The following is a 21,992-nucleotide window of genomic DNA, read 5'->3' as shown; positions in this document are numbered from 1 at the left end:
TCTACTCTACACCTTGCTTCTGATCTTCTTTAAATTTATCCATGATGTAAATGAATAAATTAAAAGATAAGGTGGATACGTTTTCCTTTTTCACTATTTCTTTGTCATTCCCTTGACGGTAAATTTGATTTTCTTTCTTTGGAGCATTATCTACCTTGACATTGACGGATTCTTTTGAATTTTTGGATGGTGCAACGGAATACTCCAACAATGGTTCTCCAGGATTTTCATAGGAAGAAATTACACCTTCTTCTTTGTCAACCTCTGGGAAATTTTTATCTTTTTCATCTTGAGAATAGGCACTGAAACTTATAAAAACCCCACAAAAAAACGTAAAAATGATTGCTTTGGCAGAGTTTCCTACAAATTTCATAAAAGTATCCATGATTATAAGTGTTAGGTTGACTTTTAATTAACGGAATTGAGTCAGCTTTGTTTCAAAAGTATTAAAATAATCACTCCAATGCAAACGATAGACTTCTCTGATTTTCAAAAACTTGAGTTAAGAATCGGCACCATCATCCATGCCGAAACTTTTGAGAAAGCCAGAAAACCAGCTTTTAAGCTACAGGTAGATTTAGGAGAAATTGGGATAAAAAATTCCTCTGCTCAAATCACTGAAAACTATGACATAGAAGATCTCAAGGGAAAACAGGTGATTTGCGTTTGTAATTTTGCACCTAAACAAATTGCGAATTTTATTTCTGAAGTATTGATCACTGGTTTCAAAGACGAAAAAGGTCACGTGATTTTATCCACTGCAGATAACAAAGTACCAAATGGCAGTTTGTTGTTTTAGGGACCTATCTCAATTAACAATCCCTCGTCTCCAATTTCTGTTCGGTATACTTTCAGGTCATCACAACCACCCATTTTGGCCTGTCCCGTCTGCAGATCAAAGCGGTAATTGTGCAACGGACAGACTATTTCCTTCTCAGCATTGGGCCAACCCGACGACAGTTCAGCCCCTCTATGCGGGCAAAAAGGCTCAAATGCAAAATATTGACCCTCTATCCTGAGAAGACAAATCTTTTTCTCTCCCAATCGGCTTAGTATAGGTTTCCTATTGGGGAGAAGAGATTCAACTTCCTCTTGGGATTTACCAATCATGTATTTTTTCATTTTTTTCCCCTTTGCATTTTGTAACTTAGTTGTAAACAATTACCAATCATTCCATAATATAATGAAACAAGCAATCTTCTCCACATTGGCTTTCTTAATTTCTATTTGTCTACACGCCCAGGATTTATCCGGCGCATGGAAACTTACCCATCAGGATGGACAGGCTGTTGGAGACCGGGAGGTGATCAAAACCTATCAAGATGGCTATTTTGCTTTTGGTGCAAAAACAGCTTCTAAAAATGAATTCCTCAATGCAGGAGGAGGTGAGTATGCCCTGGAAGGAACCCAATACACTGAAACCTATGACTTCAATGCTTCTTCTAAAGACAAAGTAGGACAATCCTACACTTATAACCTGGATATGGTAGAAGGAAAAATGGTTTTGTCCCTTGAAACCTCAGGACAAACCAAAGTGGAAATTTGGGAGCAGGTATCAGATCAAAAAGATGAGCTTACAGGCAATTGGGTGATTACCGGTAGAAAAAGAGGCGATGAAATCAGCAGCATGACGCCGGGTGCCAGAAGAACGGTCAAAATCCTCAGTGGTGGTCGTTTTCAATGGATTGCCTTCAATTCAGAAACCAAGGAATTTAGTGGAACCGGTGGTGGTTCTTACACCGCTGAAAACGGCAAGTATACTGAACAGATTGAATTTTTTTCAAGAGACAATGACCGAGTAGGTGACAGTCTTGAGTTTGACTTTGAAGTAAAAGAAGGAAAATGGCACCATAGTGGATTAAGTTCCAAAGGTGATCCCATTTACGAAGTTTGGTCTAAGTATCAGGAAGCATACAGTAAACCTCAGTAAGTATATTTTAAAAGGTGAAAATCACTGAAGGCCTGTTGTTTGAACTGCTTTAATATAATCAATTCAAAAACCAAATAGCGGCATTCAAAGCCAAAGCAAAAGATATCCATAGCAGATAGGGGATCATGATGAATGCCGCCCATCGCTTTATTGGATAAAATAACCGGATGCATATCAATATGGCAATCCACAGTGGTATGATAATCACCAAGCCCAAAATTGGAGACTGCAATCCAAAAAAAGCAGGAGACCAAAGGGCATTCAACGCAAGTTGGATCCAGAAGGCAATCAATGCAGATTTTTTTAAAGGATGATTGGAATTCCAAATCAACCATACAGCCAATCCCATAGCAAGATAAAGGATGGTCCAAACAGGACCGAATAGCCAAGAAGGTGGAGTGAAAAATGGCTTGTTCAAGGAAGGATACCATGTCTCCACGGAAGAAAACGTCGCCAAAGCTCCCAAAACTGCAACCAGTTGAGGTATAACAAAAGAGATTACTAACTTTAAAATTTTAGGCAAAATATTGTTTTAATTTATAAACCTTACCAGCTGCCACCAGCTCCACCACCTCCGAAACTTCCACCTCCGAAGCCGCCGAAACCACCACCCCCGCCAAATCCTCCGCCGAAGCCTCCCCCAAAGGAGCCCCTACCCGAGGAAAAATCCTTATACTTCCCGCCTTTTCCACCCTGTAGCATTCGACCCAATAAAACGGTGGTGAGCCAATCCACTTCTGCCCCTTTGCCTCCCATGTGGTTATCATTGCCAGACTTCTTGCTCAGCATCGGAATGATCACAAAGAAAAATACAATGAACAAAAACAGAAAAATCAACCCCCCATATCCCTCAGACGCCATTTCTTCCTCCGCCTGATATTCCCCTGAGGCCAATTTGATGATCATATCTGTGGCTTTATCCAGACCCCCATAGTAATCCTCCATTTTGAAAGCCGGTACGATCAGATTACTTACGATTCTTTTTGCTAGTGCGTCCGGCACAGCACCTTCCATGCCATATCCGGTTGCCAAAAAAACCTCTCTGTCATCCATGGCGGCCAAGATCAATACACCATTGTCTTTGTCATTTCTACCTATCCCCCATTTATCTCCAAGCTGAAAAGCATAGTCACTTATGTCATACATTCCCACAGATTTAATCAATACAATAGAGATCTGAGTAGAAGTACTATCATTGTAGGCCATCAATTTGGTTTCCAATTGGTTGATTTGAGAAGCACTTAAAGTCTTTGTAAAATCATTGACCAGTTTCGGCGGAGAGGGAGGATTGGGAAAGTCACTTTGCGCTCTAACCGGCAAAACAAGGGTAAAAAGAATTCCCAGGAGGACAAAAAACAAGAGATTTTTGTATTTGATCATCTCATCCAAAGGATATCTCATCCGGTAATTCATTGATATTGTCCACGTCTTCAAAGGGAAAATGCTGGCTAAGTTGCTCACCGGCCAATTTGATTCCCGTAGTGAGCCCTTTGGTATATTCCCCTTCTTTAAAATGTTTGATCATGGTGTTTTTGATGTTTTCCCAAAAATCGTCAGGCACTGTCTGATTGATTCCTATATCCCCTAAAATAGCCAGTTTGTGGTCTTCCACTGCCAGATAAAACAATACACCATTCCTTTTTTTTGTTTGGTGCATTTTCAGCATTTCAAAAACTTCAGCGGCACGATCAAGTACATCCCCTTTGCAGTGACGTTCTAGATGTACCTGGATTTCTCCGGAAGTTTTCAACTCAGCCACTTTAATGGCTTCCACGATCCTATTTCTTTCTTCTTTGGAAAATAATCCTATGGCCATTAATTAGTCGTTTTCAATAGCAGTACACATGGTTTCACCGAAATGAGAAAACCCAATTTTTAGCCAATTGATTCCCTTTTCTAATGAAAAGTTGAGATCACTTGGGATATCAAAACTGTACTTGTGGAGCAGTTTCTGCTCCCGGAGCAGATTCAAAGTACCCCTTGGCCTCAAAACCATACCAACCAGCAAAAAGATTGTTTGGGAAAGTCCTTAGATTGGAATTGAAGGCTTGTACCGATTGGTTGAAATTTCTTCTAGCTACAGCAATCCTGTTTTCGGTCCCTTCGAGTTGTGCCTGTAATTCGAGAAAGTTCTGGTTGGCCTTCAGATCAGGATAGCGCTCTACAGTAACCAAAAGCCGACTTAGTGCACCACTCAACTGATCTTGGGCTTCCTGGTATTGCGCCAGGTTTTCCGGTGTCAGGTTATTCGCATCTACATTGACAGAGGTTGCTTTAGCCCTGGCATTGATCACACCTTCTAAGGTTTCCCTCTCGAAATCAGCATAACCCCTCACTGTGCTCACCAAATTAGGAATCAAATCCGCCCTTCTCTGGTATTGGGTTTCTACCTCAGCCCACTGTCCATTGATGGTCTCTTCCGTTTGAACAAATGAATTGTACACCCCTACTGCTTTGGTGTAGATGAAAATCCCTACTATTGCAATGATGATGATAGGAATAAGTGCTTTTTTCATGGATATGTTTTTTATTTAAAAATAGCAAAATGAATGCAAAATCTAATTTTATGCCATTTTATATTTTAAGAATTAATTGTGAAAATGTGCCTTAGTGCACTTTTGAGGGTATGGTAACTTTCATCTGCTTGAGATAAACCACAAATTTAGTCCCTTTATCAACCTCACTGACCACTTCCATCCTTCCCCCATTACTGCGGATCTGCTCGTTTACGAGATAGAGACCCAAGCCTTTGCCCTCCACATGCGAATGAAATCGCTGGTAAAGGCCAAAAAGCCGCCCTCCAAATTTCTCCATATCGATGCCAATGCCGTTGTCTTGAAACTCTATAACCGTAAAGCCTCTTTTCCTTGAAGTCCTGATGTGGATTACAGGATCCCGTTCAGGATGTTTGTACTTGATGGCGTTGGTCATGAAGTTAAGGAAAAAATTATCCAAATGGGCATGAATGTAGTTGATATAGGGGGCGGATTCGAAATCTTTGATGATGGTTACCCTGGCATCATTGATTTGTTTCTTAAGACTGATTTCTATGTTAGAAAGTATGGTTCGAAACTCCAATCGTTCCACCTTGGGTATCTTCTCCTTTTTCACAGAAACCACTTCTATCAGGTCCTGCAAGGTTTCATTGAGCAGAGTAGTAGATATCCTAAGGTTTTCCATCACCTCCTCATTTTCATGATCGGCAGGATATTGGTAGTTATACAAATCTATTAGCGAAGTGATGTTGACAATGGGGGCCCGAAGATTATGGGAGACGATATAAGTAAACCGTTGCATTTCCTCGTTTTGATGTTTGAGGTCAGCTATCAGCTTTTCCCGTTCCACTCCTGCTTTCTTGGTATCGGTGATGTTTTGGGTCACTATCAGAAACCTTTCAATTTCCCCTTTTTGGTTTAACAAAGGAACCCCACTGTTGAGGTAATTGTACCCCATAAACTCAATCTCATACTGTACTGATTCCCCTTTAAGCAGTTTTCGAAGCTGAGATTTTGCCACTTTTGTCACCTCAGCCGAATATTTATCCAAGTGCTTTGTGCCTATAAACTTTTGACCATCAATCTTCAGCTTGGCATATTCCCTTCCATCTGTATAGATGTAGCGGAGATTCTTATCCAAAACATCCACAGTCCCATTAGGGAAATTTTCCGCAATACTTCGAAACAACTGCTCAGAATTGACCAAATCCTGCTCAAAAATCATCCTTTGCAATTCCGCACCTACACGATCCCCAATGATGCGCATCAGTGGCGTAAGGCTAGTTTCCAATGGCATGGTTTTTTTGTTCATCAAGGCCAGAAGACCGATTTTTTTTCCTCTCCTATCCCTGAAAGTCACAGAAACGACGGACTCAATTTCTGAATCATGCAAAAAGTCCGGTTTTGGGAATAACCTCCAGGCATTGTATGGGATATTCTGTACGTTGAACTGTGACTCATGCAGCAGCATTTCAAAGGGAGAGTCCCTTACCGGAAATTCCACCTCGGGCACCAATTCCCCATTGGAAACAAAGGAAATGGTTTTGATGGTTTTCTTGTGTGCGTCAAAGCGCCCAATGAAACACATGGGTATTTGCATGTTTTTGGATAGGAGCTTTACCAACTCATTGAAGAAATCCTGGTCATGGAATTTGGCGGATTTTTCTGAAATTTTATTCAGCAGACTTTGCACAAAATACTCCTCAGTAATGTCTTCAGCTATGGCTTGGAAGGTTGAATTATCATTCATCGCCGAAAAGGTTACCCTGACAAAAAAACTTTTTTTACTGAAAAAAGTGGTATACGGTCCTTCATAAAACCCGAATCCAGTCGCAAAGCATTTCTGCACAGCCTCCATAACCGGATGATCCCCCAAAAGCTCAAGAAAATTATTTCCCAAAATAAGGTTTTCATCAGGAATGCCAATTTTCTTCAAAAATGTGGCATTCACATCCAATACAATACCTTCCCTGTTGAAATGAACGATGCTTTGAGGATTATTGTCAAAGATGCTCTTGTATTTCAAAAAATGCTCCTGCGCTTCTTCTTCTTTTTCTTTGGTATAGGAAACGTCTACAAAAAAACCGGTCCAGATCGAATCACGCTTGTATTGGTTGAGCCGGTTAGAGGCTCCATAGATCCATTTGATCTCACCAGACGGAGTTTTTACCCTAAAATAGTTTTCAAATTTTTCATTTTTTTCGGTGGCAAGCTTACTGGCACTCAGGTAATGTGAAACATCTTCTTTGAGCATCATTTTCAGAATGAGATCTGAATGTTCAATCAGCTCGTTGGGATTGAGTTCAAAAAGACTTTTCGAACCATCGCTTACAAATAAGAACTGCTCGGTCTGGTCCGGTAATTTTTTCAACATATACACCATACCGGGAACTACTTTCGTCAATTCCTGTAATTTGGATTGATTTTCATATAAATCTTCCTCAACTGCCTTTATCCTGGAAACATCTTTGATGGTTCCCATGACCAAGGGTAAAATCATGTCTGGTTGTTGATATATTCTGGCCATGTCCTGGACATAGATGTAATGTCCGCTTTTGTGCCTTAACCTATAGGTGGTATCAAAGGTCAACCTTTCTGAAATGTCCTTGCCTCCACCCAGTAAAAATTGGTCCAAATCCAAAGGATGAATCAAGGCCTTCCAGTCTTCTAATGTGGACACCTTCCAATCCGCGGCTTTATAGCCAAGTACCTGTTGGATTGCACCTGACCAATGCATCAGGTTACTGCCTAATTCATGCTCGTAAAACATGGCCCCTGATTGTTCCTTAATCAATACCTCCCTGTCACCGGAAAAAATTTCAGGCTGGGACACATAAGTCATTGCCAACAGTACATATCCATTGTTGATGATCTCCTTTCTCAGCACCAAATACTTTTCAAATAAAGGAAACTCCTTGACTTCGCTGTCTTTTAAAAAATCATCCAATTGTTCTTCTTCAAGGAATTTAAAGCGTTCTATCAGGTATTGTTTGAGCTGAGAAACATGTTTGAAGTTTTCCTTGATATGGTTATCTGAGCTATTAAATATCAGCCCTTTACGGATGTGGTATAGCCAACAAAGTTTGGATTCTTCTTCTTTGGAAACAGAGGAAATAAGGATATTGACCAGGTAGTTTTGATCATCCTGGGCTATGGTATATCCTTCGATTTGGACCATTTGAAAAATATGGCGATCTATGACAAGGGGAGCGCCCACTTTTTCCCCTTCTCCCATAAGATAAAAGAGTGATTCATAAAGCGGCCGGGTAACTGTGGGTAATATTTTTTCGAAAAAGGATTCCTTATAAAATTTTTCCGACTTACCTAAAAACTTGCGAATGTCAGAGGAAACGTACAGCAATTCATACCTCTGATCGCTAAGTCTGTTTAAAGTAAGTAATAAGTTATTAAAGTAAGTGTTAAAATGTTTAACCATAACTTTGGCTTCTTAACAATATAGTAAAAAAAAATTGATGGATAATCCTAAATTACAACAAATTGTACTTTTAAATAAACTAAATGATTGAAAAATGTTTAGAATTTTTACCCAATAGTTTCGTAAAAAAAATGATTTTAGCCAAATTTTGGATCTAAGCCGCTGAAAAAACCGAAAAAGCCTAATTTTTGCGCCGGTTTTGATCAAATCTGCCTTTTTAGCTCAAAAGTAGCCTCAATAATCTGCTCAACAACCACTGTTTCGCCCGCTTCAGATTCTTCCTTTCTCCTGATCACATCCAGGCGGATTACCCTTCCTTCTCGGGATCTTAAAATTTTGTTGACCTCTGAAAGTTCCCAAAAATCAATGGGGATTTTATTGACTGCCAATATTTCATCAAATGTCCTCAGCCCATTTTCATACGCTGGCGATCCATCTCTCACCTCCGATAAGTAGAATCTCTTTTCGTCCGTAGGCAGCATCCTGATGCTTACCCCACTCATGTCAAACTCAAAGGGACGCCCAAAATCCTGTCCTTTTTTAAAGAGCATTCTGTTTCTTTGGTAATCCAGAATTACCTTGGTTCTACTGATCAAATCTGTTCCTATGCTTCCTTGTCTCCCACTTTCCTGGATGATAAAAGAAAACTCGGTGATCTCGGGATAGGAGGTTATGACCTCTTTGAATTTAATCCCACCTATTTTTACTTTATTGACCCTTCCGATAAATCCAAAAAGGTCACCTCCCAAGGATCTCCCCAACTCACTTTCCATTACTTTAGGTGGTAATTTGATATCATCTGTGGTTTCCCTGTTCAGCAACAGGCCATGATTGGCCCCGGTGTCAATAAGCAGCTTTAGGTTTAGGTCCGGGCCTTGAATCTGATCCAAAGAGGCCCTTAGGTAAGGCTTGCTGTTTTCTATCACCAAATCAGTTTTGCGATAACCCAACGGCCTCCATTTCATGGCAGAGGACCGGTAGAATGTTAGGGTCTTTAAATCATAATCAATTTTTACGGGATTAAACTTGAAAAACTCATAGCCGATGACCCCCATGATGGGAATGCCGATGACCATTTCCAGTTCCATAAAATCCTCGTCCAAAACCAGCATGGGTTGCATTTCTCCCACCACAGGCCCTACATCCAAAGTGTTGTTGGGGGAAACTGATGCTGTGAGCACAGTTTGACCATCGGCACCCATGAGATTGAGTTTCCGCGTATACTGAAGGCCGATTTCATCGCCGAGAGTTTTGCTGAACAGGATATTGGACCTGACTCCGGTATCAAGGATGAAATTGACTGACATTTCGCCATTGATCGAGACTGGCACGATGATCAGATTGTTGTAGTCGAAAAAGGGTATAGTGACTGATCTTCGGTCTTTTTTGATATTAAATCCAGGAATTTGTGCTTCTACACCTAGGCTGCACATAAAAAAGATTAAGATATATAAGGCTATATATTTGGGGTTCATGGTTTGATTTGGGTTCCTCTTTCTTGTGTTAATATAAAGAATTAAATTCAGCCCTCAATTGTTTTATGTATTGAATCTATCCTAATATAACATAGATTTTATGCCAATTATTCCCCTTCAAGCCCCCTTTATTTAGAATCAAAGCAAATTGTTCACATTGATGGCCGTCTTGGCTTTCCAATTTGAAAAATCTAAAATTTTATGGCATCTTTAATCTTCAGAATACACAAGCATGGCAGAAAAACCAGTGGTAGAAAAAGCAAAAAAGATTTTTGAAAACTTCCTTATCCGACAAGGCAGCAGGAAAACGCCTGAAAGGAATTCTGTGATCGATGAGTTATATGCACTTCCACAAGACGAACACATTGATGTAGAGGGATTGTTTTTGCTGATGCGCAACAAGGGATATACCATCAGCAGGGCTACCATTTACAATACCTTAGACCTTTTAGTAGCCTGTGGCCTGGCTGTCAAGCATCAGTTCAAAGACAAAGTAGCCTTATACGAACAAGCCCTTACCTACAAACACCATGACCACCATGTTTGCAACCAATGCAGGAAAATCAGGGAATTTTCTGATGAGCGAATCAACGCCATCAAAGTGGCCATGGGCATTGAGTTTCAATCCGCCATAAGCAGCCACTCTTTGGTGCTTTATGGGGATTGCCAAATTGATGATTGCGTCAACCTGAAGCTGGGCTAACCCAATTTCTCAATCTTTGCATGCTGATTTAAAGAAAAGTATTTTTTGTAAATCGGCTTTCTGTACCAAAACTGAAGAAACAAGGCAGGGTAAAGCAAAATGGTAAGTAGTTTAAAAGGAGCTTTGTACTCGATTTCATCCCTGATGACCGTTCCTAATCCTAAATTGATCAATCGATGTCTGTGCTTCCAACTTTTGAGGAAAAAAGGAAGCTTAATCCCCTCATCTACAAAGACGAACTCATTTTCATCTGTTCGATCATAGGTGATTTCACTGGTCCAAACCTGTTTGAAAAAAATAAAGTTCAGCTCCAGACTTACGATGTCCCCTTTGCTAGAACCGTCAAAACGCAACAATTTAACCGGGGGAAAAGGAGGACTTAACTTATTGAAGAGATCCTTGTCAAACCCTTCCTTCACCTGGAGATAAGGTTGGTCTACTTTGGTTTCTATTTTTATTTTCATGACTAAAGTTTGCTCTTGGTTCTCTACTATTGAAACTCTGAGAATAAGTTTTGGTTCAAAATTCAATCCAATAGCCACTTTTAATAAAGCCTCCTCCGGATTTAGGTAAATCCGGAGGAGGCTTTTATTTGACTTAATTTTTAATTAAGCTTCTTAAGATACCTGAAAAACTCACTGTCCGTGGTTAAAATCAGGCTTGTGTTTTCATCCATAGATTTTTCAAAGCTTTCCATGGACCTTAGAAACTTGTAGAGATCCACGGCTTGTCGGTTTCTGTTGTAAGCAGAAGCATAGATGCTTGTGGCCTCTGCATCAGCGAGACCCCTGATTTCTTCCGCATCTCTGAAAGCCTCAGATTGTATCAAGGCCAAATCTTTTTCCTTGTTACCTTGGATCTTTAAGGCTTCGCCTTGACCTTCTGATCTGAACTGATCTGCAATCCTGTTTCTCTCACTGATCATCCTGTCATAGACCCTATCGCGGACCTCATCCACATAGTTCATTCGTTTGAATCTGAAATCCAAAACCCTCACCCCCAAGTCAGAAGTACGCTCATTGGCTTTTTCAAGCACGATTTTTTCAATGGCCGCGCGTCCTACTGAAATGTCTTCCAAGACTTCAATTTCTTCCATAAAATCCTCGGTGATTTCAGGGTCCCGGTTGGTAGACCGCACCAAATCCAACAGGTCATTGCTCGCAATGGCATTTCTGGTTTCTCCATCCAAGATATCATCAAGCCTGGATTGGGCAGACCTTTCGTCACGCAATCTGATGAAAAACTGGAGGGGGTTGGTAATTTCCCAACGGGCATAGGTATCTACAAAAATAAACTTTTTGTCTTTGGTGGGCACTTGGTTTCTGTCACCGTCCCATTCCAGATAGCGTTTTTCGAAAAACTGTACTTTGTGCAAAAATGGCACTTTGTAATTCAACCCGGGTTGGGTCCTCGGTTCACCCACTGGCTTACCAAATTGGGTGACTATGGCCTGCTTGGTTTCATCCAACACATAGATGCTGTTGCTCAGCAGCAGCATGGCTACCGCAGCTATGATGATTAATGTAATGGCTTTTCTATTCATGGCTGTATTCCGGTTTTCTTATCGATATTCAAAAGAGGAAGCACGTTGTTCCCTTTTTCATCCACTATGATCTTATTGCCCAGGTTGGGGAGGATTTTTTCCATTGTTTCCAAATAAATCCTTTGTTTGGTGACTTCAGGGGCTTTTACATATTCTTCAAAAAGCGCATTGAACCTGGTGGCTTCACCTTGGGCCCTGTTGACCCGGTTGAGGGCAAAGGCTTCTGCCAGCTGAATGGTTTCCTCTGCCTCACCTCTTGCACGTGGAATGACCCTGTTGTAGTCGGCCTCGGCTTGATTGATCAGCGTTTCCCTTTCCTGCTGTGCCTGGTTGACAGCATTGAAAGAAGGTTTGACTGGTTCGGGTGGGTTGACATCCTGGAGCACCACCTGATCGATTCTGATGCCATTTTCATATTCATCACATAGCCTTTGGAGCAGCACCTCTACGCTTGTAGCCACCTCCTGCCTGCCTACGGTAAGCACCTCATTGACTGTCCTGTCTCCAACGATTTTCCGCATGGCAGCTTCGGACATGTCTCTGAGTGTTTTATCCGCATTTCTAACCTTAAACAAGTATTTATAAGAATCACTGATTCGGTATTGGACTACCCATTCTACATCAGTAAGATTGAGGTCTCCGGTCAGCATGGTCGATTCATCATAATACCCTGTTTTGGTATATTCAGAGCGCTGCCCTGGCTGAGCGGTTCTAAACCCAAATTCTTGTTTGAGCTGTCTCTGAACAGGTATTTTATGCATGTTTTCTACCCAGAAAGGTAAAATAAAATTAAGACCAGGCTGAACAGTACGACTGTACTGGCCAAGCTGGACAACGACGCCCTCTTCTTCCGGACCTACCGTTTTGACGGAGGTGAGAAGGCCGATCAATATGAGTGCTCCTATCACGATCCTACCCAGGTATTTTCTAAACCAGTCAGGATTGATATTGATCTCATAAGCTTGTTGTGACATATTATTTGCGGGTTTTGATTAAATGATAAGCCTAAAGATAAGGCATTACCTTGGTTAAATGGATACTTAATTCCAAAAGGAAAACCACGGAAACATTAAAGAGCCAATAGAAAGATCAAAAACAAGATCCCCCATATGGCATCCATGTAATACCAATAAGTGGCAAATAGCTTCAGCCGCATTTTTTCGTAAGGATTCACCAATAAATAGAGGTGTTTGATTTCATCCCCCTCCGTTTTTTTTAAATCCGTCAAAAGAAACAGGGCAAAAATCATGGCCCCCAATAGGTGAAAAATATGAATGCCACTCAATACATAGATGAAACTTCCAGCCGGATATCCTTTGAAGTCCACGCCCATTTCCTGCAACTCTTTCCAGCCCAAAAACTGAAGTGCTGTAAAAACAATTCCCAATAGAAAAGTAGTCCAAAGCGCATTTTTCAAACCTTCTGTGTTGTCACCTTGATAATGTGGGATCAACCGGGAGACATAAAAACCACTTAGGATGATGGTAAAGGTACTGGCGATAAAGGCGTCTGGAATGCTGTAATGATTCAAAATGCCTGCGTCAGGCCTGGAAACAAAAAATGCAAGCATCATAAATAGAAAAATCAACCCACTTCCGAACATCCCCAGATAAACCAAAGTCTGATAGGGGTGCATGTTTTCAATTTTCTGAAACCAGGTGAGTTTTGTCTGTGGGGCCATTATTCAATTCATTGGATTATTAGAAACATTTTAAAGCCATGAAGGTTCAGGATTTAACACTTAATTTGAAGATGGTTTTGCCAAGCTTTAAACAAACCTTTTAATTAACTTTGCACTTCGAAATCAAACCATCACCATTCTTCCGCTTATTTTGGACAACAAAGCCTTTCTTTCTCTATTCGAACAAGATCCTTTTATTCAAACTTTAGCCCATGAGGTGAAGCATGCCCCTTCTCAGGTTTTTCATCTCAAAGGCTTGAAAGGAAGTGCGGACATGGTGGTCCTGAGCGCCATCGCCAAAATCAACAAAGGCCATCACCTGATCATTGCCCATGACAAAGAGGAAGCTGCCTACCTGAACAGTGACATTCAAAATTTAATGGGAGACAAAGAGCCAATGCTCTTTCCTTCCAGCTACAAAAGACCTTACCAATACGAAGAAATCGAAAATGCCAACATCCTGATGCGGGCGGAGATTCTCAACAAAATACTGGCAAGGGAAAGTAAAACTGAAATCATCGTCACCTATCCCGAAGCCCTTTACGAAAAGGTCATCAACAAGCAGTCTCTCAAGGAAAATACCTTTACCGCCAAAGTAGGAGAAAACGTAGATGTAGCATTCATTGAGGAGCTTTTGCAGACGTATGATTTTGAAAAAAGCGATTTTGTCTATGAACCGGGACAATTTGCAGTAAGAGGAGGAATTATTGACATTTTTTCCTTTGCCCATGAATGGCCCTTCCGATTGGAATTGTTTGGTAAAGAAATTGAAAGTATCAGAACCTTTGATCCTGAGACCCAGCTTTCCAAAGAGTCCATCAAAAAGGTCAACATCATCCCAAATATCCAAACCCAACTCCTGAAAGAAGTTAGGCAATCGTTTTTGGATTTTTTGCCATCTTCCACATTGCTATGGTTTATGGACTATCAGATGTGTCTTGATATGCTGGACATTTCCTTCGAAAAGGCTTCCAGCCAGTTTGACCAGATCACCCAACAGAATCAAAACAGCAAACTCTTGTTAAAACCTGCCGACCTTTTCGAAAATGCCGAAAGCTTCGGCGGGAAAATGCCTGGATTTACAAGGGTTGAATTTGGCCAGAAGTTTTATTTTTCACCGGATAATGAACATACTTTTTATACCAAAGTCCAGCCCTCATTCAATAAAAATTTTGATCTTTTGGTCAGTACCTTGGAGACACATGAACAGGAAGGTTACTTAAATCTCATCCTTTCGGAAAGTGAAAAGCAGATCGATCGGCTAAAGAATATCTTCTCTGAACTCAATCCTACACTGCAATTTCAATCCCTGCTTTTCAGTTTGCGTGCGGGTTTTTCAGATGAAAACCTGAAGTTGGCCTGTTATACCGACCACCAGATTTTTGAGCGGTACCACCGGTATAAAACCAAAAAGAAATCCAGCAAGTCCAATGCCCTTACTTTAAAGGAATTGAGAAGCCTTCAGCCCGGGGATTATGTGGTCCACGCTGACTATGGAGTAGGTAGGTTTGCCGGTCTGGAAAAAGTAGATGTGGCCGGCAAGCTGCAGGAAGCAGTAAGATTGGTCTTTAGAGATGATGATCTGCTTTATGTGAACATCCATGCTCTCCATAAAATCTCCAAATACTCTGGTCAGGAAGGCACCGCACCCATCATGTCTAAACTGGGTTCTCCTGAATGGGAAAACAAAAAGAAGAAAGCCAAAAGCAAGGTAAAAGACATCGCCAAGGATTTGATTGCCCTATATGCCAAAAGGAAAGAGGCTCCTGGCTTTCAGTTTTCAAGAGACAGTGTATTGCAGGTAGAACTGGAAAGCAGTTTCATCTATGAAGATACCCCAGATCAGGCCCAAGCGACTGAAATGGTTAAAGCAGATATGGAAAAATCCCATCCTATGGACAGATTGGTCTGTGGCGATGTGGGTTTTGGAAAAACCGAAGTAGCCATTCGTGCGGCGTTTAAGGCGGTAAATGACCGGAAGCAAGTGGCCATCTTGGTCCCTACCACGATTTTGGCGATGCAGCATTTCCAAACTTTCAATGAAAGGCTCTCCGAATTTCCAGTCAAAGTGGAATACATCAACCGATTCAGAACAGCCAAAGAAATCAAAGAAATCATTCAGCAAACCGCCACTGGAGAAATAGACATTCTAGTAGGTACCCACCGCATTGTGGGCAAGGACATCAAGTTCAAGGACTTGGGGCTTCTGGTCATCGATGAGGAGCAGAAATTTGGCGTATCGGTCAAGGAGAAGCTCAAACAATGGCGGGTCAATGTGGATGTGCTCACCTTGACAGCCACCCCCATTCCCAGGACCCTCCATTTTTCACTCATGGGGGCCAGAGACCTTTCCGTGATTGCCACCCCTCCACCCAACAGGCAGCCAGTCACCACCGAAATCCATACTTTCAATGAAACCATTATCAGAGATGCCATCGCTTACGAATTGAGGAGAGGTGGGCAAGTCTTTTTTGTTCACAACAGGGTAAATGAAATAGATTCCATTGCCAACCTCATCATGCGGCTGGTTCCGGATGCCAGGGTGACGGGTGCACATGGACAGATGGAGGGGAAGAAATTGGAAAAGGTAATGGTGGACTTTATCGACGGGGCATACGATGTATTGGTATCCACCAACATCATCGAGTCGGGGTTGGATATTCCCAATGCCAATACCATCATCATCAATAGGGCCCATATGTTTGGCTTAAGTGACCTACACCAAATGCGTGGCCGTGTGGGCAGAAGCAATAAAAAAGCATTTTGTTACCTGCTGACCACGCCTTCTTCCGGACTGACTTCTGAAGCTAGAAAACGACTACAGACCTTGGAACAGTTTTCTGAACTTGGAGATGGGTTTAAGGTAGCCATGCGGGACCTGGATATCAGGGGGGCAGGAAACCTTTTGGGCGCAGAACAAAGTGGTTTTATCACGGATTTGGGATTTGATATGTACCATAAGATATTGGACGAGGCGGTACAGGAATTGAAGGAAAATGAATTTGCCTATCTTTTTGAAACTGATTTAAAGGAAAAGGTGGAAGTTTTGGTTCAGGATTGTGTGATAGAAACGGACATGGAATTGCTCATACCGGAAAATTATGTGAGTAATATTTCCGAAAGATTGAATTTATACACGCAATTGGATAGTTTTAAGGAGGAATCTGAGCTTTCTCATTTTGAAACCATTTTAAGAGACAGGTTTGGCCCGATTCCTGATGTAGTGCAGGATCTCCTAGAAACAGTAAGGTTAAGGTGGTTGGCTGAGGGGCTGGGATTTGAAAAGATCGTGTTGAAGAATGGGTTGATGAAGTGTTATTTTGTCCCTGCTACCCGAGAAAGTTACTTTCGGTCAGAAACCTTCGGGTCGATCATCAAATTTATTCAAATTCAGCCCAAAAACTGCAAAATAAAAGAACACAAAAACCGTTTGATTCTTATCATAAACCCCGTAAAGTCAGTCGATTCCGGTAAAAAATGGTTGAGTGAAATAAAAAAATGAAAAAAAATTCAAAATTTTTCATCCGCAAATTATTGTTATTACCCTAAAATAAATTGTAAAATTTGGTCAAATATTGAATTTTCAGGGTTTTATATCATATCGGGGATAAACTAAAAATTTTGAATCAACATTTAAAAGGTTATATATTAGCAATTCAATAAGGCATTAAAATTCAATTGTCAAACGATGATGAAAAATAATAGTTATAGCTTACTCATTGCATGCGTTGTAATAGGAGCAGCATCAATTTTGTCCTCTTGTAATAAACAAAACCCTTCTTATGGAAGGAGAACAACGGCAAACCCTGGAAAGATAAGTGCATCCACCGGAGCTAAATTAAATTTTAATATGGATGACACGACGCAATTTACTGTTGCCAGAATCAACAGGGAAATTGTAGGCCCCAAATTGAAATTTATTCAAGGTGGGCGTGCGGTACTTGGAAGTCAGGAACAAGACGTCATGGCTTTCAGGGATAACATAGAAAGAACAGTTACCATCAACTCTTTTTACTTGGATGAAACCGAGGTAACCAATTTGGATTACCGGGAATTTCTTTTTGATTTCAAATCCAAAGTAAGTGCTGATTCTATTCAAAAAGTAGAACCTAATGAAGGTGTATGGTCTGATGTATTGTCTAGCAACGATGTATATGCTACTTATTATTTCAGACACCCTGGCTTCAACTTTTATCCGGTAGCAGGCGTTTCCTGGGCTCAGGCTCAAGCTTATACCAAGTGGAGATCAGAATATGTCAACAAAGTGTACAGAGAATTCTACAAAGTAGATTCTACCTTGAACCAAACCCAATTGATGGCGAGAGGTGTGGTACTTCCAGAGTACAGACTTCCTAACGAGGCTGAGTGGGAATATGCTGCCAAAGCGATGATCGGTACCCAGTATTTGGACGAAAATCAGGAACACGGCAGAATTTATCCTTGGGATGGCAGAGGCGTAAGAAACCCATATGATGTCAAAAGAAAATCAAAGCAGGGTGATTTCCTGGCCAACTTTAAAAGAGGTAGAGGTGATTACGCCGGTATCGCAGGTACTCAATCCAACGATGGAGATATTTTACCCTCCAATGTATATGACTATCCGCCAAATGATTTTGGCTTGTACAACATGGCCGGTAATGTGAGTGAGTGGGTACAGGATGTTTACAGACCATTGACTTTTCAGGATTTCAATGACTTGAACCCCAGCAGAACGGATGGTACTCTCGATGAAGAGGAATTCTACGAAACTTCTCTTATCGATGACAACTACCGAGTGTACAAAGGAGGATCTTGGAAAGACGTAGCTTATTGGCTGTCTCCAGGAACAAGAAGATTTATGCACCAGGATTCCGCTACTAACCACATCGGTTTCAGATGTGCGATGATTGCGATCGGTTCAATGACAAAATAACAATTGAAGATTATATACCAGCAGTAAGGGGAGCTCAAATGCTCCCTTTTTTTATGCCTATCAAACAAGTATTCCTGCCGTTTACCAAGTTCCCTTATTTTTTATTTGAAATCACCTCAGTTTGGCACTTTTTGTGTGTATTTTTGGAACCATGGGTGCATGTAAAAATGGACCTTAATGTTTAATCAGCCAATATTTTACCTCATTTCATTATAATGCACATTCCTATTGATTAACTGTCGTTGACCTTTCATTTTTCGTCGGATGAAAAGGAGGATGTTGCCATTATGTGGTCCCCAATTTGGGGAGCTGGGAAAAAAATACTGACTTACATCACCAAATAAATTAGCCCTTATGAATTACAACAAAGCTTCCCTCGTGGGATGTCTGCTTCTGTTCAACCTATGCTGGTTGACAGAAGTGATGGCACAGGAAAAATCCGGCTATCAAAATCCCCCTTCTTCCATTGCAGCACTTGCCGATGCCCCTCCTACTCCATTGGTGAGTTTTAGCCCCTCGGCCGATCTTATGATTATCCTTGATAGACCCGGATTGACTTCCATCGAAGAATTGAGTCAGCCTGAACTTCGTTTGGGTGGCATCCGGATCAACCCGAAAACATCAGGTCCCAGTCGTTCCGCCTTTTATAATGGCATCCGAATCAAAAAAATGATAGGTGGTGAAGGCCTTTCCTTACAGGGATTGCCCAATGATGCCAAAATCAGGAATGTAAGTCTTTCCCTAGATGAGAAATATGTGGCATTTACCCATACTTCTTCCACAGGAATCAGTCTATGGGTGGCCGACATCAAAAAACTCAAAGCCTATCAGCTTGCCGCTGATCAAATCGTCAATGATGTGTATGGCAATACACTGACTTGGCTGCCGGACAACCGGATCATATTTAAATCCAACAATCCTGACCGCGGTGACATGCCTGAAATGCCCGTTAAACCCAGTGGCCCCAATATCCAGGAAACCTCTGGTATTGCAGCACCTTCCCGGACTTATCAGGATTTGCTGCAGAATCCTTATGATGAAGCTTTGTTTTCCTATTTTATGGATACCCAACTGATGGTGGTAGACCTGGATGGCAAATGTGAACCTATCGGGGATGCTGGCCTTATCAAATCCTTCAGCACCTCACCTGACGGATTTTACATCTTGGTGGATCTGATTCAGGAACCTTTTTCTTACTTGGTACCAGCCAGTCGATTTCCTTATGAGGTAGAAGTATGGAATATCAAAGGTGAAAAGGTCAAAACCATCGCGAGCATTCCTCTTGATGAGGTAAGGCCTACCGGCTTTGATGCGACCGTCACGGGCCCTCGATCCATCAACTGGAGACCTGATGAACCCGCTACCCTGTATTGGGCTGAGGCACAGGATGATGGGGATCCGAAAAAAGAGGTCAAAGAGCGGGATCATATTTATACCCTTTCTGCCCCATTTTCTGGACAGAAAAGCAAACTTACGGGAACCAGCCTTCGCTTTGCAAGCATTTCGTGGGGGGATGACAAATTTGCTATCCTCAATGAAAGGTGGTTTGAATCAAGACAGGAAAAACGAAGCGTGATCAATCCCTCCAATCCAAACCAGGCACCCAGGACAATCATTGAACGCTCCTATGATGACATTTACAACGATCCGGGAACCCCTATATTTACCCAAAACAAATACGGACAAAATGTACTGTTGACCAAGGGAAGCCTAATCTACATGAACAGTGAAGGTGGATCACCTGAGGGAAGCATGCCTTATTTGGCAGCTTTTGACACCCAAAGTGGTAAAGAAGAAATCTTGTGGCAAAGTGAGGCACCTTTTTACGAAAGGGTAGTCAAAGTAACGGACCATACCGTAACCAGACTCATCACGCTGAAAGAGGGCCCAGATACCCAGCCCAATTACTGGATCCTCAATACCAAGAATAGGATCGCACCTATTCCATTGACCTTCTTTGAACATCCCTATGAATCCATCAAAGGAATACAAAAGGAACTGGTCACCTACAAGAGAAAGGATGGCTTGAACCTTTCAGCCACCGTATATACCCCTGAAGGCTATGACCCCAAAAAAGATGGCAGACTCCCTGTCCTGATGTGGGCCTACCCAAGAGAATACAAGTCTGCGGAAATTGCCGCACAAGTAAGGGGCTCAAAGTATGAATTTACCCGACTCAGCTGGGGCACACCGCTTTATTGGGTGACCCAGGGCTATGCCGTCATGGACCGCACCGAAATGCCTATCGTAGGGGAAGGAGATGAAGAACCCAATGATTATTTTGTGGAGCAACTTGTGGCCAATGCCCAAGCGGCGATAGATTATATCGTTGACGCAGGCATCGGTGACCGCAACCGCATTGCGGTAGGAGGGCATTCGTATGGTGCCTTTATGACGGCCAATTTGCTTTCCCACTCCAATTTGTTTGCTGCGGGCATAGCCAGAAGCGGGGCTTACAACCGTACCCTCACTCCCTTTGGCTTCCAGTATGAGCAAAGGACCTATTGGGAGGCTCCTGAAGTATACCATACCATGTCGCCTTTTATGAATGCGCACAAAGTCAAAACCCCAATTCTCTTGATCCATGGTGAGGCCGACAACAATTCCGGCACTTTCCCGATCCAGTCTGACCGTTATTACAATGCCCTCAAAGGTCATGGCGCCACCACAAGATTGGTGTTTTTGCCCAACGAAAGCCACGGATATGCTTCCAAGGAATCCATCATGCATACTTTGTATGAGCAACATGAATGGTTGGAAAAGTTTGTGAAAAACAAGAATTCAACTGCTGTCAGTCAGAAGTAAAAAAGCTTAAACAATACAAAAAAGTAAAAAAAGCCTCCTAAAGGAGGCTTTTTTGTTATGTTTCTTTATGTTACCCAGCTTCATGAAGTGAATATGAAAAGGGGGTTTGCCTAAATCTAATTTTATCAGAACATTATTTTAATATCTGATCCGATCATAAAATTTTTTTTCTTTGTTTAGTATTGTTAGATTATCTTAAAAAAACACGTAAACCTTTTAACCACAAAGACTTACATTTTGATAAAACCTAGTCGGAAAAGAGAATCACCTGTAATTCTGAATAGAACTGAAGACCTTGGCCAGAAAACTTAACCTAAAATCAGCAACCCAAGCCTTAAGTTGTCAGTAAATAGAAGTATGAAAAGACCTATCATTTTGCTTCCGCTGATGTTGGCCCTATTTTCCTGCGCCACAATTGACATGAATTCTTTTATGGTGGGAGAACCTACCTCTCTATACAGTGAAATTCTGGTACTGTTTACCGATGCTGAGGATGAATTTTATGAATGGAATGAAGAGAATTACCAATATACCTTGATGGGTAGAATAAACAGCTTAGACAAGGCAAGACTACGGGAAAGGCTGACCAAGGAAATGCGCAGTCAGTTGATGCCCACGCGCATTCGTTCTGTGGAAGATTTTTTTCCCATTCAGAAACTTTTACCTTATGAAGAATTTATGTCAAGACTTGAGGCAACCCAAGTTGAAGCCATTCTTGTGGTCAACACCAGGGGCTCTTGGAATACAGAACTCTTCCTCGATGGTGAGGTTTATCATCAGCCTAATGCAGAATATCACTGCTTTTTGATTGATCGAAACGGGATGGAAAAAGTATGGATGGCCAAAGTAGGAACTTATGGGCACTCTTTGAATACCCACAGTGGTTTACAAAATCGCTTTATTCAGCACTTGGGAAAAGAGCTACATGCCAAAAACCTGATCAACAAACCTGTTTACGGGAATACGGCGATGGGGGTATATTAAACTTCCAAAAACCGCTAATGCAGTGATC

19 protein-coding genes are annotated in these 21,992 nt (G+C 41.6%); 7 read left to right on the top strand and 12 right to left on the bottom strand.

What is annotated here, in order from left to right; genetic code table 11:
- Position 1: 1 nt before the first annotated feature.
- Positions 2-385 (bottom strand): hypothetical protein, encoded by a 384-nt coding sequence (locus H1A14_RS06875; RefSeq protein ID WP_194775470.1) that lies wholly within the window; start codon positions 383-385, stop codon positions 2-4.
- 78 nt (positions 386-463) lie between these two features.
- Here H1A14_RS06875 and H1A14_RS06870 point away from each other — a divergent pair, with 78 nt between their 5' ends.
- Positions 464-799, top strand: a complete 336-nt coding sequence (locus H1A14_RS06870; RefSeq protein ID WP_194775469.1) for a tRNA-binding protein — start codon at positions 464-466, stop codon at positions 797-799.
- On the opposite strand, the gene H1A14_RS06865 is transcribed toward H1A14_RS06870, so the two are convergent.
- Positions 796-1,122 carry a Rieske (2Fe-2S) protein gene (locus H1A14_RS06865; protein WP_194775468.1) on the bottom strand — a complete coding sequence of 109 codons (327 nt, stop codon included), beginning with the start codon at positions 1,120-1,122 and terminating at the stop codon, positions 796-798. The genes H1A14_RS06870 and H1A14_RS06865 overlap by 4 nt on opposite strands.
- Before the next feature lie 61 nt (positions 1,123-1,183).
- On the opposite strand from H1A14_RS06865, the gene H1A14_RS06860 reads away from it, so the two are divergent.
- Positions 1,184-1,930 (top strand): hypothetical protein, encoded by a 747-nt coding sequence (locus H1A14_RS06860; protein WP_194775467.1) that lies wholly within the window; start codon positions 1,184-1,186, stop codon positions 1,928-1,930.
- 58 nt (positions 1,931-1,988) lie between these two features.
- On the opposite strand, the gene H1A14_RS06855 is transcribed toward H1A14_RS06860, so the two are convergent.
- From H1A14_RS06855 to H1A14_RS06830, 6 genes are all read right to left on the bottom strand, one after another.
- On the bottom strand, positions 1,989-2,453 hold the full coding sequence (locus H1A14_RS06855; RefSeq protein ID WP_194775466.1) for a TspO/MBR family protein: 465 nt from the start codon (positions 2,451-2,453) through the stop codon (positions 1,989-1,991).
- Between the two features lie 23 nt (positions 2,454-2,476).
- Complete coding sequence (locus H1A14_RS06850; RefSeq protein WP_194775465.1) at positions 2,477-3,331, bottom strand: TPM domain-containing protein; 855 nt, start codon at positions 3,329-3,331, stop codon at positions 2,477-2,479.
- Complete coding sequence (locus H1A14_RS06845; RefSeq protein WP_194775464.1) at positions 3,312-3,746, bottom strand: TPM domain-containing protein; 435 nt, start codon at positions 3,744-3,746, stop codon at positions 3,312-3,314. Before H1A14_RS06845 ends, H1A14_RS06850 begins: the two co-directional genes overlap by 20 nt.
- Before the next feature lie 109 nt (positions 3,747-3,855).
- On the bottom strand, positions 3,856-4,446 hold the full coding sequence (locus tag H1A14_RS06840; RefSeq protein WP_194775463.1) for a LemA family protein: 591 nt from the start codon (positions 4,444-4,446) through the stop codon (positions 3,856-3,858).
- Between the two features lie 91 nt (positions 4,447-4,537).
- Positions 4,538-7,660, bottom strand: coding sequence for a PAS domain S-box protein (locus H1A14_RS06835; RefSeq protein ID WP_194775462.1), 3,123 nt, complete (start codon positions 7,658-7,660; stop codon positions 4,538-4,540).
- Positions 7,661-8,064: 404 nt separating this feature from the next.
- Complete coding sequence (locus tag H1A14_RS06830) at positions 8,065-9,336, bottom strand: aspartyl protease family protein (protein WP_194775461.1); 1,272 nt, start codon at positions 9,334-9,336, stop codon at positions 8,065-8,067.
- A gap of 232 nt (positions 9,337-9,568) precedes the next feature.
- Between H1A14_RS06830 and H1A14_RS06825 the strand changes: the two genes are divergently transcribed.
- A complete protein-coding gene (locus H1A14_RS06825) occupies positions 9,569-10,039 on the top strand; it encodes a Fur family transcriptional regulator (RefSeq protein ID WP_194775460.1) in 471 nt (156 codons plus the stop codon).
- Here the strand turns inward: H1A14_RS06825 and H1A14_RS06820 are convergent.
- The 4 genes from H1A14_RS06820 to H1A14_RS06805 form a co-directional block, all read right to left on the bottom strand.
- Positions 10,036-10,503: an SRPBCC family protein gene (locus H1A14_RS06820; RefSeq protein WP_194775459.1), complete on the bottom strand. Its 468-nt coding sequence runs from the start codon at positions 10,501-10,503 to the stop codon at positions 10,036-10,038. The genes H1A14_RS06825 and H1A14_RS06820 overlap by 4 nt on opposite strands.
- Before the next feature lie 140 nt (positions 10,504-10,643).
- Positions 10,644-11,582: a protease modulator HflC gene (gene hflC, locus H1A14_RS06815; RefSeq protein ID WP_194775458.1), complete on the bottom strand. Its 939-nt coding sequence runs from the start codon at positions 11,580-11,582 to the stop codon at positions 10,644-10,646.
- The gene (gene hflK, locus H1A14_RS06810) at positions 11,579-12,556 is read right to left on the bottom strand and encodes an FtsH protease activity modulator HflK (RefSeq protein ID WP_194775457.1); all 978 of its coding nucleotides are present in this window, start codon (positions 12,554-12,556) and stop codon (positions 11,579-11,581) included. Before hflK ends, hflC begins: the two co-directional genes overlap by 4 nt.
- 95 nt (positions 12,557-12,651) lie before the next feature.
- Positions 12,652-13,263: a cytochrome c oxidase subunit 3 gene (locus tag H1A14_RS06805; protein WP_194775456.1), complete on the bottom strand. Its 612-nt coding sequence runs from the start codon at positions 13,261-13,263 to the stop codon at positions 12,652-12,654.
- Between the two features lie 151 nt (positions 13,264-13,414).
- On the opposite strand from H1A14_RS06805, the gene mfd reads away from it, so the two are divergent.
- The 4 genes from mfd to H1A14_RS06785 all read left to right on the top strand — a co-directional run bounded on the left by mfd (position 13,415) and on the right by H1A14_RS06785 (position 21,964).
- Positions 13,415-16,765, top strand: coding sequence for a transcription-repair coupling factor (mfd, locus tag H1A14_RS06800; protein ID WP_194775455.1), 3,351 nt, complete (start codon positions 13,415-13,417; stop codon positions 16,763-16,765).
- Positions 16,766-16,951: 186 nt separating this feature from the next.
- Positions 16,952-18,175 carry a gliding motility lipoprotein GldJ gene (gene gldJ / locus H1A14_RS06795; protein ID WP_194775454.1) on the top strand — a complete coding sequence of 408 codons (1,224 nt, stop codon included), beginning with the start codon at positions 16,952-16,954 and terminating at the stop codon, positions 18,173-18,175.
- A 354-nt stretch (positions 18,176-18,529) separates the two neighbouring features.
- Complete coding sequence (locus H1A14_RS06790) at positions 18,530-20,980, top strand: alpha/beta hydrolase family protein (protein ID WP_194775453.1); 2,451 nt, start codon at positions 18,530-18,532, stop codon at positions 20,978-20,980.
- A gap of 357 nt (positions 20,981-21,337) precedes the next feature.
- Positions 21,338-21,964, top strand: a complete 627-nt coding sequence (locus H1A14_RS06785) for a hypothetical protein (protein WP_194775452.1) — start codon at positions 21,338-21,340, stop codon at positions 21,962-21,964.
- Positions 21,965-21,992 lie beyond the last annotated feature (28 nt).

It is taken from the genome of Pararhodonellum marinum (assembly GCF_015354735.1).
Lineage (GTDB): Bacteria > Bacteroidota > Bacteroidia > Cytophagales > Cyclobacteriaceae > Pararhodonellum > Pararhodonellum marinum.
This window is presented reverse-complemented; position numbering and strand designations above follow the sequence as displayed.